Annotated in this window: 13 protein-coding genes and 1 tRNA gene; 10 read left to right on the forward strand and 4 right to left on the reverse strand. The window is 63.3% G+C overall.

The features are described 5' to 3' along the window. The first annotated feature begins 87 nt into the window (after positions 1 to 87). Both AC3A4M_RS01000 and AC3A4M_RS01005 read left to right on the forward strand, forming a co-directional pair. A complete protein-coding gene (locus tag AC3A4M_RS01000) occupies positions 88 to 1,455 on the forward strand; it encodes a PspC domain-containing protein (protein WP_498733285.1) in 1,368 nt (455 codons plus the stop codon). Continuing rightward, positions 1,452 to 2,102 carry a LuxR C-terminal-related transcriptional regulator gene (locus tag AC3A4M_RS01005; protein ID WP_139005717.1) on the forward strand — a complete coding sequence of 217 codons (651 nt, stop codon included), beginning with the start codon at positions 1,452 to 1,454 and terminating at the stop codon, positions 2,100 to 2,102. Before AC3A4M_RS01000 ends, AC3A4M_RS01005 begins: the two co-directional genes overlap by 4 nt. Positions 2,103 to 2,171: 69 nt before the next feature. Here AC3A4M_RS01005 and AC3A4M_RS01010 read toward each other — a convergent pair whose 3' ends face one another. Next, positions 2,172 to 3,380: a pyridoxal phosphate-dependent aminotransferase gene (locus AC3A4M_RS01010; RefSeq protein WP_498733287.1), complete on the reverse strand. Its 1,209-nt coding sequence runs from the start codon at positions 3,378 to 3,380 to the stop codon at positions 2,172 to 2,174. 294 nt (positions 3,381 to 3,674) lie between these two features. On the opposite strand from AC3A4M_RS01010, the gene AC3A4M_RS01015 reads away from it, so the two are divergent. The 5 genes from AC3A4M_RS01015 to rplA all read left to right on the forward strand — a co-directional run bounded on the left by AC3A4M_RS01015 (position 3,675) and on the right by rplA (position 6,560). After that, positions 3,675 to 3,747: transfer RNA gene (locus AC3A4M_RS01015), tRNA-Trp, on the forward strand. Positions 3,748 to 3,860: 113 nt separating this feature from the next. After that, entirely contained in the window at positions 3,861 to 4,130 is a 270-nt protein-coding gene (secE, locus tag AC3A4M_RS01020; RefSeq protein ID WP_083339782.1) for a preprotein translocase subunit SecE, read from the forward strand. A 107-nt stretch (positions 4,131 to 4,237) separates the two neighbouring features. Next, positions 4,238 to 5,122 carry a transcription termination/antitermination protein NusG gene (gene nusG / locus AC3A4M_RS01025; RefSeq protein WP_498733290.1) on the forward strand — a complete coding sequence of 295 codons (885 nt, stop codon included), beginning with the start codon at positions 4,238 to 4,240 and terminating at the stop codon, positions 5,120 to 5,122. Positions 5,123 to 5,247: 125 nt separating this feature from the next. Continuing rightward, positions 5,248 to 5,679: a 50S ribosomal protein L11 gene (gene rplK / locus AC3A4M_RS01030; RefSeq protein WP_074701258.1), complete on the forward strand. Its 432-nt coding sequence runs from the start codon at positions 5,248 to 5,250 to the stop codon at positions 5,677 to 5,679. 173 nt (positions 5,680 to 5,852) lie between these two features. Beyond that, positions 5,853 to 6,560 carry a 50S ribosomal protein L1 gene (gene rplA, locus AC3A4M_RS01035; protein WP_074701259.1) on the forward strand — a complete coding sequence of 236 codons (708 nt, stop codon included), beginning with the start codon at positions 5,853 to 5,855 and terminating at the stop codon, positions 6,558 to 6,560. A gap of 127 nt (positions 6,561 to 6,687) precedes the next feature. Here rplA and AC3A4M_RS01040 read toward each other — a convergent pair whose 3' ends face one another. Continuing rightward, a complete protein-coding gene (locus AC3A4M_RS01040) occupies positions 6,688 to 7,128 on the reverse strand; it encodes a hypothetical protein (protein WP_498733292.1) in 441 nt (146 codons plus the stop codon). Between the two features lie 164 nt (positions 7,129 to 7,292). Between AC3A4M_RS01040 and AC3A4M_RS01045 the strand changes: the two genes are divergently transcribed. The 3 genes from AC3A4M_RS01045 (at position 7,293) to rplL (ending at position 9,704) form a co-directional block, all read left to right on the forward strand. Further along, a complete protein-coding gene (locus tag AC3A4M_RS01045; protein ID WP_498733294.1) occupies positions 7,293 to 8,393 on the forward strand; it encodes a GNAT family N-acetyltransferase in 1,101 nt (366 codons plus the stop codon). A 256-nt stretch (positions 8,394 to 8,649) separates the two neighbouring features. After that, positions 8,650 to 9,252, forward strand: a complete 603-nt coding sequence (gene rplJ / locus AC3A4M_RS01050) for a 50S ribosomal protein L10 (RefSeq protein WP_074701262.1) — start codon at positions 8,650 to 8,652, stop codon at positions 9,250 to 9,252. 74 nt (positions 9,253 to 9,326) lie between these two features. Continuing rightward, positions 9,327 to 9,704, forward strand: a complete 378-nt coding sequence (rplL, locus tag AC3A4M_RS01055; protein ID WP_074701263.1) for a 50S ribosomal protein L7/L12 — start codon at positions 9,327 to 9,329, stop codon at positions 9,702 to 9,704. Between the two features lie 76 nt (positions 9,705 to 9,780). Here the strand turns inward: rplL and AC3A4M_RS01060 are convergent, their stop codons facing one another. Together AC3A4M_RS01060 and AC3A4M_RS01065 are read right to left on the reverse strand one after the other, a co-directional pair. Further along, positions 9,781 to 10,260: an aminoacyl-tRNA deacylase gene (locus tag AC3A4M_RS01060; protein WP_498733297.1), complete on the reverse strand. Its 480-nt coding sequence runs from the start codon at positions 10,258 to 10,260 to the stop codon at positions 9,781 to 9,783. A 3-nt stretch (positions 10,261 to 10,263) separates the two neighbouring features. Then, entirely contained in the window at positions 10,264 to 11,463 is a 1,200-nt protein-coding gene (locus tag AC3A4M_RS01065) for an acetyl-CoA C-acetyltransferase (protein ID WP_498733299.1), read from the reverse strand. Positions 11,464 to 11,835: the final 372 nt, after the last annotated feature.

Raw genomic sequence — 11,835 nt, forward strand, 5'->3', positions numbered from 1 at the left:
CTGAAGCTTCCCTGACCGCTAGCTGAGAAGCCCTGAGATCCCCGCGGACTGGTTCAGACCCGCCGCCGGGCATGCTTGGATTAAGGCATGTACGCACCTCTTGTCCGTCCCGCCGACCGCATCATTGCGGGCGTCTGCTCCGGGCTGGCCGCCCATCTGGGGCTTTCGGTCAAGGCGGTCAGGATTTCGATGGCCGTACTCACCCTGGCCAGCGGGGCCGGGCTGTTGCTCTATGCCTGGCTGTGGCTTTTGGTTCCGACGGCGGACGAGGCGGTCAGGGCCGACAACGCGGCCTTCAACCCGCGCAACATCGCCGAAAACTTCGCCCGCAACTTCGGTGGACCGAGGCCAGCGGGGATTCCAATGCCGCCTGGCCCCCAGCCGGGAACCGGCGTGCCGCCTGCGCAACGCCCGGCCGGCAATCAGGCTGCTGCCGGGGCGGCTGCCGCTGGCCCCAGTGGCAGGACCCGCACGGCCGAAATCATGCAGCGCGGCGGCTGGGAAATCGCGGTCGGTGCAGCGCTGGTCCTGGCCGGCGGAGCCTTCGTCGCCCAGTTGGCAGGCTTCAACGTACCGTGGGAAACCTGGCTGCCGATGCTCGCCATCGTGACCGGGGCGGTGCTGGCCTGGATGCAGCTGGATAACTCCAGGCGTAACGGCATCATGGACCGCGCCGGGGCCACTGGCGCGCAGGGCGTAGTACGGCTCATTGCGGGACTCGTTTTCGTGGTGGCCGGCATTTTCATCTTGATCTCCGGTTCCATCAGCTGGGACGTGATGTGGCCGACGCTGCTGGCCACGTTGGCCGTCCTGGCCGGCGTCGGGCTGGTCCTGGCTCCGTGGGTCGTCAAGTACTGGACTGATCTCGAAACCGAACGGTCCGGCCGGATCCGGGAGACGGAACGGGCCGAAATTGCGGCGCACCTGCACGATTCGGTGCTGCAGACGCTGGCCCTGATCCAGAACCGGGCTGCCTCCGAACAGGACGTCACGCGGCTGGCCCGTGCCCAGGAACGCGAACTGCGCGAATGGCTGTACCGGGACCGGCGCAAGGAAGAAGGCAATCTGGTGGACCGGATCAAAGCAGTCGCGGCGGAAATCGAGGACGCGTACGGACACCCGATCGACGTGGTAGCGGTAGGCGATACACCGATGACTGAACAGCACGAAGCCCTGATCCATGCCACCCGGGAAGCGGTGCAGAACGCGGCCAAGCACGCCGGCGGCAGCATCTCCGTCTACTTGGAAAAGACGCCCGGCAGCACGGACGTCTTTGTCCGCGACCGCGGGCCGGGTTTCGAGCTCGCCAATGTGCCCGCCGACCGGCTGGGCGTCCGGGAATCCTTGATCCGCAGGATGGAACGCCATGGCGGCGAGGCCCGTATCCGCAACACCGGAAACGGCACCGAAGTACATTTGAGCCTGAAGCATCCTGAGGAAGGAAACCACTCATGACCGACCCCATCCGCATCGTCGTGGTTGATGACCACGCCATCTTCAGGTCGGGATTGAAGGCGGACCTGGATTCCAGGATCGACGTCGCAGCGGAGGCTGCAACCGTGGACGAAGCCATTGCCGTCATCCACGAGGTGAGGCCGGCCGTCGTTCTTCTGGATGTGCATCTGCCTGGCGGCCGCGGCGGCGGAGGTGCCGAAGTCGTCGCCGGCTGTGCGGATCTGCTGGCCACCACCCGGTTCCTGGCACTGAGCGTTTCGGATTCCGCCGAGGACGTTGTGACCGTCATCCGGGCTGGTGCGCGCGGCTATGTCACGAAGACCATTTCCGGAGCGGAGATTTCGGATGCGGTGGTCCGGGTGGCCGGGGGAGATGCGGCCTTTTCTCCGCGGCTGGCCGGATTCGTCCTGGATGCCTTCGGCACCGCCGCTGTTGCTTCCGTTGACGACGAGCTGGACAAGCTCTCGGCCCGCGAGCTGGAGGTCATGCGGCTGATCGCCCGCGGCTACAGCTATAAGGAGGTGGCCAAGGAACTGTTCATCTCCATCAAGACCGTGGAAACCCATGTGTCGGCTGTGCTGCGCAAACTCCAGCTGTCCTCCCGCCACGAGCTGACCCGCTGGGCAGTGGACCGCCGGATTCTCTGAACGCGTTTAAAAGACGGGATGCCGGCCCCCGCAAGGAGGCCGGCACCCGAATAGCGGTGCTGGATTGGTTTACTTGGCGGTACCGAGGAAGTCCTGCAGGCGGCCGATGCCGGTGGCCAGGTCCTCGTCGCCGAGCGCGTAGGAGAGGCGCACGAAGCCGGATGGACCGAAGGCTTCACCGGGAACGATGGCTACCTCCACCTTGTCCAGCACCAGCGAAGCCAGTTCGGCAGAGGTGGACGGGCGGACGCCGTCGATCTCCTTGCCCAGCAGCCCGCGGACATCCGCATAGGCGTAGAAGGCACCCTTCGGCGTCGGGCATTCGATGCCTTCGATGGCGTTGAGGCCATCGACCATGGCCTTGCGGCGGCGGTCGAAGGCGACCTTCATCTCCTCCACTGCCGTCAGCGGCCCGGAGACGGCGGCCAGCGCCGCCATCTGCGAGACGTTCGCGACGTTGGAGGTGGCATGGGACTGCATGTTGGTGGCGGCCTTGATGACATCCGTCGGGCCCACCATCCAGCCCACCCGCCAGCCGGTCATGGCATAGGTCTTGGCCACACCGTTGAGGATCACAACCTTGTCTCCGAGCTCTGGAGCTGCCGTGGCAATGGAAGTGAACGGCACGCCGTCGTACGTGAGGTGTTCGTAGATTTCGTCGGTAATGACCCACAGGCCCTTGGACGCGGCCCACCGGCCGATTTCCGCAACCTGCTCCGGCGAGTAAACAGCACCCGTGGGGTTGGACGGCGAAACAAACAGCAGGACTTTGGTGTTCTTGGTCACCGCTGCTTCAAGCTGGTCGATGTTCACCAGGTAGCGCTGTTCGGGGCCGGCGAACATCTCCACCGGGACACCGCCGGCCAGCCGGATGGCTTCCGGGTAGGTGGTCCAGTACGGAGTCGGCACCAGAACCTCGTCCCCCGGATCCAGCAGCGTGGCGAAGGATTCGTAGACGGCCTGCTTGCCGCCGTTGGTGACCAGCACCTGAGCGGCGTCGATCTGGTAGCCCGAGTCCCGCATCGTCTTCTCGGCGATAGCCTGCTTCAGCTCCGGAAGCCCGCCGGCGGGGGAGTAGCGGTGGAACCGCGGCTCGCGGGCGGCCTTCACCGCGGCCTCGACAACGTAGTCCGGGGTGGGGAAGTCCGGCTCGCCCGCGCCGAAGCCAATGACCGGACGCCCGGCTGCCTTCAGTGCCTTGGCTTTTGCGTCAACAGCCAGGGTGGCGGATTCGGCGATGGAGGCTATGCGCTGTGAGATGCGCGCGTTGGCAGGCATGGATTTCCCGTCTTTGAGGCGTCAGAACAAATGGTCCATGGCCCAGTTTAGGGGCTTGCCCCGCGGCCTGTCCTGCCCTGGGCAGGCAAAAGCGTCCAGATGAGTGCCCTGCGAGCCGTTCGGTTTAATAACGACGCCGGAAATGTTGCATAATGGAGAGTCGCTTGGTGAAGGCGGCATGAGGGCTGGTTCGACGTGAGGGTTTCCCTGACGTAGACTTAGACCTCGGTGTTGAAAAACGCCATGATGGTTTGCGCCCGTATTCCGGACGCTTGCCTCTTGGCTTCAACGCATAGGGTAGTGGCGCAATTGGTAGCGCAGCGGTCTCCAAAACCGCAGGTTGCAGGTTCGAGTCCTGTCTGCCCTGCGCACAACCGTCTTGGACGGGAAGCAGCAGTTCAGCAATCCAACGTATGAAGCTAGCGGCGTTGCCGGCCTCCGCCGGCGGCCGTGTACCGGACTAGATGAGTGAGGCACAGGTTGACCGAAACGGCTGCCAACAGCTCCAAGGGACGCCCCTCAGGCAGGAAGTCCGACAAGCGCGGATTCTTCGGCAAGATCGTCCTTTTTGTCCGCCAGGTAATCGGTGAGCTGAAAAAGGTGGTCACACCCACCCGCAAGGAACTGCTGAATTACACCCTCGTGGTGATTGCCTTCGTGGTCATCATGATGCTGATCGTGACAGTTTTGGATCTGGCTTTCGGCCAGGGCTCGCTCTACATCTTCGGTGACGGAGCGCCCGAACGGTAGCGTCTTTGCTCAGGATTCTGCCGTGTGCACCGGAGACGGCAACGCGCCGGGCCTGAGCGTCAGGCGCCATTGAATCAACAGAGCTGAAGAAGAAAGCAGGAAGCTAAGTGTCCGAGCAGGAACTCGAGTCGCAGACCACCGAGGAAACCGCTGATCTGGAAGCCGAGGATCAGGCTACTGAGACCGGTGCCGATCAGGCACCGGCTTCCGACGTTTCCGGGGAAGTTTCCGAGGAAACGGAACCGGCCGACGAAGCAACCGTTGAAACCGCACCGGCCGAAGGCGAAGAGCTTGCCGAAGGCGAAGAACTGGCCGAAGGCGAAGAGCCGGCCGACGCCGACGCAGAAGAAGCTTCCGCAGTGGAGCCCGCCGCAGCCCCTGAAGAGGATCCGGTCGAGGCATTCCGTGCAAAGCTGCGCCGCCAGGAGGGTGACTGGTACGTCATCCACTCGTACGCCGGCTACGAAAACCGTGTGAAGGTCAATCTGGAGACCCGTATCCAGACCCTGAACATGGAGGACTACATCTTCGAGATCCAGGTCCCCATGGAAGAGGTCGTGGAAATCAAGAACACCACCCGTAAGATCGTCAACCGCGTGCGCATCCCCGGCTACGTGCTGGTCCGCATGGAACTGACGGATGCTTCGTGGGGCGCCGTGCGTCACACTCCCGGTGTGACCGGCTTTGTCGGCAACGCCCACAACCCGGTTCCGCTGAGCCTCAACGAAGTGTTCTCCATGCTGGAGCACACCGTCACCGCAGGCAAGACCGAGGGTGGCAAGCCCTCCAAGTCCGCACAGCCCTCGGCCCCGATCACGGTGGACTTCGAGGTCGGCGAATCGGTCACGGTCAACGACGGTCCGTTCGAGACCCTGCCTGCGACGATCTCCGAGATCAAGCCGGAATCCCAGCAGCTGGTGGTACTGGTGACCATCTTCGAGCGCGAGACCCCGGTTACGCTCTCGTTCAACCAGGTCACCAAGATCCAGTAGTAAAGACTTCGCGCAGCCCGGCCCGCTTTAGCCGGACCTGCGCGGGCGGCCGCCACGCCATGGCGGCCAAACCACCGTCGGCACGCTCCTGTGTCTGCGGTACGTAAATTAGAGAAGGACCCGATATGGCCCCGAAGAAAAAGGTCACCGGCCTCATCAAGCTGCAGATCCAGGCAGGCGCCGCCAACCCGGCACCGCCGATTGGTCCGGCACTTGGTCAGCACGGTGTCAACATCATGGAATTCTGCAAGGCGTACAACGCCGCTACGGAAGCCCAGCGCGGAAATGTGATCCCGGTTGAAATCACGGTTTACGAAGACCGTTCCTTCACCTTCATCACCAAGACCCCGCCGGCTGCAGAACTGATCAAGAAGGCTGCTGGCGTGCAGAAGGGTTCCGCAACCCCGCACACCACCAAGGTAGCCAAGCTGACCCAGGCTCAGGTTGAAGAGATCGCTTCCACCAAGATGGATGACCTCAACGCCAACGACATCCAGGCTGCTGCCAAGATCATCGCCGGCACCGCCCGCTCCATGGGCATCACCGTCGAGGGCTAATTCCCCTAGGCGTTACCGCTGAACGGCTGCAGGTTTTTCCGGGCCGGAAAGCAAACAAGACAAAACTAAAGAACGACGGCGCCGAAACGTCACCTTTCCAAGGTGGCAACGCCGTCGTAGTGGCAGGGCCGGGCGCGGTCCGCAGACCACAACTGCACAAGGAGAAAAAGCAGATGGCAAAGCGCAGCAAAGCATATGAGGCAGCTGTAGCCAAGATCGAGGCGGACAAGCAGTACGCCCCGGTCGAGGCAATCACCCTGGCGAAGGAAAGCAATCCTTCCAAGTTCGACGCCACCGTTGAGGTTGCACTGCGCCTCAGCGTTGACCCCCGTAAGGCTGACCAGATGGTCCGCGGTACGGTCAACCTGCCGCACGGCACCGGTAAGACCGCCCGCGTCCTGGTTTTCGCCACCGGTGACAAGGCTGAAGCCGCAATCGCGGCCGGCGCCGACTTCGTTGGTTCCGATGACCTGATCGAAAAGATCCAGGGCGGCTGGACCGACTTCGACGCCGCCGTGGCGACCCCGGACCTGATGGGCAAGGTTGGACGCCTCGGTAAGGTCCTCGGCCCGCGTAACCTGATGCCGAACCCGAAGACCGGCACTGTGACCCCGGACGTGGCCAAGGCTGTCAACGACATCAAGGGTGGCAAGATCGACTTCCGCGTCGACAAGCACGCCAACCTTCACTTCATCATCGGCAAGGTGTCCTTCGACACCAACAAGCTGGTGGAGAACTACGCAGCCGCACTGGAAGAGGTCCTTCGCCTGAAGCCGTCCGCTTCCAAGGGCCGCTACATCTCGAAGGCCACCGTTGCAACGACCTTCGGCCCTGGCATCTCCATGGACCCGAACGTCACCAAGGTTTCCACCGAAGCCTAAGGAAGCAATCCTTCCGGATCTTCCATAACAGAACGGCCCAGCATCACGCTGCGGCCGTTCTGTTCTTTTAAGCCGCACTGAGCTAAGCGGCACTGGCCCTGGCCCGGCCGCGGTTGTCGGTAGCCTGCTAGGACTTGGGTCCCAGCAGGCGGTCGAAGACGAGCCCCGTCGCCTGCGCCTGGACGTAGATGTCCACGACGTCCACTGCCCAGTCCTGTGCGCTCCATTCGGACGGCCGGGAGAAACCGGACAGCGATCCGCCCAGCAACTCACCTCCGTACACGACGGCGAAGACGGTATTGATGGCCTTCTGGCCGTGCAGCCCCAGTGCCGCGGCGGTGCCGTAGGCTGCTCCCCACCCGGCTCCGATAGCGAAATGTGTACTGTAGTTCAGCAGTTTCCGTCCGCGGATGGACTCGACCTCCACCGGCAGGAACTTCTCCGCGAGCTCTGCCGGCGCGTAACTCTCCGGGCGGCCGGTGATCGGCATTTCCACCAGCCTCTGGAAGGCTGTCATGACCGCCGTTCCGGCCATTCCTGCCAGCATGCCGCGGCTGATGTATGCCACCGCTCGTTTTCCAGCGCGTCCGCTCAAGAGCTCCATACTGCATCGTAGGGCCGTTGAGGGACGCCTGGGAAAGGCTTTGTCGGAAAGGCCGGATCCCGCTGGCATCGAATTGGTGGAGCGGGTAATCTGATTGGGGAAGGTCAATCACTCTAGCGAGGGACGCCATGTCGACGACGTCGATCACCGTACAGCCCATCCGCATTCCGGTCTCATTGGAGACCGGGGATGCAGAGGATTTCGTTGCTTCCTCCGAGCTGGCCAATCTGGTGACCGGTTTGCTGTGGGGCAATAACGACCTGTGGGTCAGCCCTGCCGTGCGGCTGGAGGGCGCCCGTTCCAATGATTACGAGCAGTCGTTGCTGTGGGCGGCCAAGGACGGGGACAGGCACGTTGGCCGTGCCCTCTTGGAAATGACGAAACAGGACAACTTGCACAGCGCATACGTCCACGTCATGGTCCATCCCGGCTTCCGCAGGCAGGGGATCGCAGGCGAGCTGCTGCGGACAGCTGAAGCCTCGGCCCGAGACCACGGCAGAAGTGTGCTGCAGTCATATAGTGAGCACCCGGCGGACTTTGACCCGGACGCCGCGGACGTCCTGCGGCCGAAGACCGGTGCAGGGTCGTTGCCGGGCAATTCGGCGGCCGTCCGCTTCGCCCAGTCCCATGGATATGAGTTGGAGCAGGTGGACCGCTTCAGTGTACTTGGGCTGCCGGCGGACGTTGCCAAGGTCGAGTCCCTGGAGTCGCAGGCGGCCGCGAAGGCTGCCGGTTACCGGTTGGTGGTTTGGGAGGACACTTGCCCGGAGGAATTCGTCGACCAATATGCCTTGCTGCGCCAGAGAATGAGCACGGACGTGCCGTTGGGTGAGATCGATTATGAGGAGGAGGCCTGGGACCGCGCGAGGGTCCGCCAAGGCGAAGAAGAACTTCGACGTAAAGGCGGCCATTCTCTCGTCGTCGCCGCCCTGCATGACCCTAGTGGGGAACTGGCCGGACATACTTTTTTGGATTACTACCCGGAGAAGCCGGACGTCGTTTACCAGGAGGACACTTTGGTCCTGCGTGCCCACCGCGGCCACAGTCTTGGCATGCTCATGAAGGCGCATAACCTGCTGCGGGTCGGGACGCTGTGGCCTGAGGGGCAGCGCATGCTGACCTGGAACGCGGCCGAGAACGAGCGCATGCTCGCCATCAACGTTGCGCTGGGTTTTGCCCCCGCCGGGTATGAAGCTGCATGGCAGAAAAGGCTGGGCGCCGGTGGCTGACCGGAACGATAGTACGGCCGATTTGGCCGTGGTCATCCCTTCGCGTAAGCTTGAACTACCAAAGACCGTCGGTCGTTGATTTCCCCTAAGAATTCAACCGAAAGTCCCATGCCTGGGACGGCCTGCGCAGGTGAACGAAGCAATCCTCCATTTCCGGTCCCGCCGGTAGTGTGAAGGCCAAGCCCCGTGCATCTGCCCGGGGCGTTTTTTATGCGTGCGACCCGAACCACCGGCACTATTCCCCGGAAGGAGGGTTATGGCAACGCCAAACAAGGTGGCAGCAGTTGAAGAGATCACCACTGATTTCAAGGAATCCAATGCTGCAGTCCTAACCGAATACCGCGGGCTTACCGTTGCACAGCTCAAGGAGCTGCGTGTTTCTCTCGGCCAGGAGACCAAGTTCTCCGTCGTCAAGAACACCCTGACTGGCATTGCAGCCAAGGAAGCCGGCATCGATGCATTCGATGACCAGCTCTCCGGACCCACTGCTATCGCCTTCATCAAGGGTGACGCTGTTGCAGCCGCAAAGTCCCTGACGGATTTCGCAAAGTCCAACCCGCAGCTCGTCATCAAGACCGGTTTCTTCGAGGGCAAAGCCCTGGACGCACCCGGTGTTGCAGCGCTGGCCGCACTCGAGTCCCGTGAGTTCCAGCTGGCACGCGTTGCCGGCGTCCTCAAGGCCCCGATGGCTGCCCTGGCCCGCACTGTCGAGGCACTGCGCGTCAAGCAGGAGGAGAACGGCGGTGCGGCAGACACTGCTGCTGCCGAAGCTCCGGCCGCAGAAGCACCTGCTGCTGAAGAAGCTCCCGCTGCCGAGGCAACCGAGGCTCCGGCCGAGGCTGCTGCCGAAGAGAAGTAAGACTCTCTTCCCAATCCACAACTCTTGGTGCGCGGCCAATGCGCTGAACACCACCTATAGGAAGGACGCCAACCATGGCGAAGCTCACCAACGAAGAGCTCATTGAAGCTTTCAAGGAACTGTCCATCATCGAGCTCTCCGACTTCGTGAAGCTCTTCGAAGAGACCTTCGACGTCACGGCTGCTGCCGTTGCCGTTGCCGGCCCCGCTGCCGGTGGCGCCGCTGAGGCTGCTGAAGAGCAGACCGAATTCGACGTTATCCTCGAAGCTGCTGGCGACAAGAAGATCGCAGTGATCAAGGAAGTTCGCGCCCTGACCTCCCTGGGTCTGAAGGAAGCCAAGGACGTTGTCGACAGCGCTCCGAAGGCTGTTCTCGAAGGTGCAACCAAGGAAGCTGCCGACAAGGCCAAGGAAGCTCTCGAAGCTGCCGGCGCCACCGTCACGGTCAAGTAAGCTTTTCGCAACACCCAAAAGAGCCCCGCACTCAGGTGCGGGGCTCTTTTGTCGGCTCTGGCGGAATGCCGAGGCGCTATTCCGGGTCGCTGATATCCGCGACGGTAGCGTCCAGTGCCTTGATCAGGGCATCCGAATCCACAAAAGCCGAATAGCCGTGCTCCCCGGCGCCCATGGAGATGCGCCGGCCGGCGATCGCGGCATCGGCATAGACCGGCCAGGCCGTGGTGCTGCCCAGCGGCGTGATGGTACCGCGCTGATAGCCGGTGGCCTCGAAGGCGACGTCGGCAGCAGGCATGGACAGCTTGTTCACTCCGAGCAAGGCGCGCAGCTTCGGCCAGGAGATCTGCCGGTCCCCGGGAATCAGCGCGAACAGGAACGTGCCGTCCTTGTGCTTTACCACGAGGGACTTGACGATGTCCGCCGGTGCGATCCCGAGCAGCTGCGCCGCCTCCACCAGGCTCCGAGCCGCCGGACGTGCGATCAATTCCACGTCCAGCCCGCGGTCTCCCGCGTCGGCCAGGAACCTGTCCTTGCCGGCAGCAATGTCAGCCACTGGCTACTCCTCGTCGCGGTACAGCAGGAGTGCCTCGCCCTGGCCTCCGCCGCCGCACAGCGAAACGGCAGCCTTGCCCTGCTTGCGGCGCTTGAGCTCATGGGCTGCATGCAGCGCCAGCCGCGCACCGGAGGCTCCGATCGGATGCCCCAATGCGATGGCGCCACCATGGAGATTGCACTTCTCCAGCGGGTAATCCAGATCCTTCAGCGACTGCACGGCAACGGAACCGAATGCCTCGTTGATTTCGATGAAGTCAAGGTCCGAGGTGCTCCAGCCGGCGCGCTTCAGGGCCTGGGCAATGGCGTTGGAAGGCTGCGAATGCAGGGAGGTGTCCGGTCCGGCCACCTGGCCCGGTTTGCCGACGACGGCGAGCCAGTCGAGTCCGTTGTCTTCGGCATAACCGCGGGTCGCCAGGACGACGGCGGCTGCGCCGTCGGAAAGCGGTGACGAGTTGCCAGCCGTGATGGTCCCGCCCTTATCAAAGGCCGGCCTCAGCGGCGCCAGCGATTCCACCGTGGTCTGCGGGCGGATACCTTCGTCCTTGGTCAGCACCAGGTCGTCGCCCTTGCGCTGGGGGACCGTGACCGGGACGATCTCCGCATCGAACACACCGGACTCGGTGGCAGCGGCGGCACGCTGGTGCGATGCCGCGGCGACCTCGTCCTGGGCGGTGCGGTCGATGGCTAGTTCGGTATTCCGCCGTTCCGTTGAGGCGCCCATGGACTCGTGGTCGAAAGCATCGGTCAGTCCGTCATGGGCCACCGAGTCGACGACGTTGATGTTGCCGTAGGTCCAGCCCTGCCGGGAACCGGGAAGGACATGTGGTCCGTTGGTCATGGACTCCTGGCCGCCGGCAACGACTACCTCTGCCTCGCCGGCGCGGATCAAGCGGGCCGCATCGGTGATCGCAGCCAGGCCGGAGAGGCACACCTTGTTGATGGTCACGGTGGGAACGTCCCAGCCGATGCCGGCTCCGATGGCGCTCTGCCGGGCCGGATTCTGCCCTGCGCCGGCCTGGATGACCTGTCCCATGATGACCGAGTCGACGTTCTCCGCCGGCACGCCGGAGCGCTCGAGGGCCGCCGCGATGGCCTTGCTGCCGAGCTCGACGGCGCTGAAAGCCGCCAGCTGTCCGTTGAGCCGGCCCTGCGGAGTGCGGGCGCCGCCGAGAATTACCACGTCGTTTCTGTTACCTGACACTGTCCTGTGCTCGCTTTCATCCTTGAAATAGCTGTTCCCGACAGGCTACAGTTAGCTGGCGCGGGAGTTCGATAAGCTTCCAATCTGTGGAACGCGGCAACAGCCGCAGATGTTCCGCAGGATGGCCGCCGCAGGATAAGCAGGGAAGCTGCTGCAGGGGAGCCGCGCGGAAGACAATGCGCTCCGTTGGCGGAGGGAGCAGGGCCGGGGCCGGAGATTACGATTCGGCTTCCGCGGCCCGACACGCCGGAGGCAGTTCACCGGCGCAGACAGGCAAGGGGATACTCTGCCTGCTGGACAATTTAGGGGACGTGGCGTAGAGTATAAATCTGCGTCTTCCCTCTTAACCTTCAGCCTTCATATAGCGGTGGG

The sequence above is a fragment of the Arthrobacter sp. Soil_C_60 genome, from assembly GCF_057656375.1.

Bases quoted from the DNA above. Each gene is read 5' to 3' on its own strand.
- AC3A4M_RS01000 (WP_498733285.1), top strand. From the start codon at position 88: ATGTACGCACCTCTTGTCCGTCCCGCCGACCGCATCATTGCGGGCGTC.
- AC3A4M_RS01005 (WP_139005717.1), top strand. From the start codon at position 1,452: ATGACCGACCCCATCCGCATCGTCGTGGTTGATGACCACGCCATCTTC.
- AC3A4M_RS01010 (WP_498733287.1), bottom strand. From the start codon at position 3,380: ATGCCTGCCAACGCGCGCATCTCACAGCGCATAGCCTCCATCGCCGAA.
- rplK (WP_074701258.1), top strand. From the start codon at position 5,248: ATGGCCCCGAAGAAAAAGGTCACCGGCCTCATCAAGCTGCAGATCCAG.
- rplA (WP_074701259.1), top strand. From the start codon at position 5,853: ATGGCAAAGCGCAGCAAAGCATATGAGGCAGCTGTAGCCAAGATCGAG.
- AC3A4M_RS01045 (WP_498733294.1), top strand. From the start codon at position 7,293: ATGTCGACGACGTCGATCACCGTACAGCCCATCCGCATTCCGGTCTCA.
- rplJ (WP_074701262.1), top strand. From the start codon at position 8,650: ATGGCAACGCCAAACAAGGTGGCAGCAGTTGAAGAGATCACCACTGAT.
- rplL (WP_074701263.1), top strand. From the start codon at position 9,327: ATGGCGAAGCTCACCAACGAAGAGCTCATTGAAGCTTTCAAGGAACTG.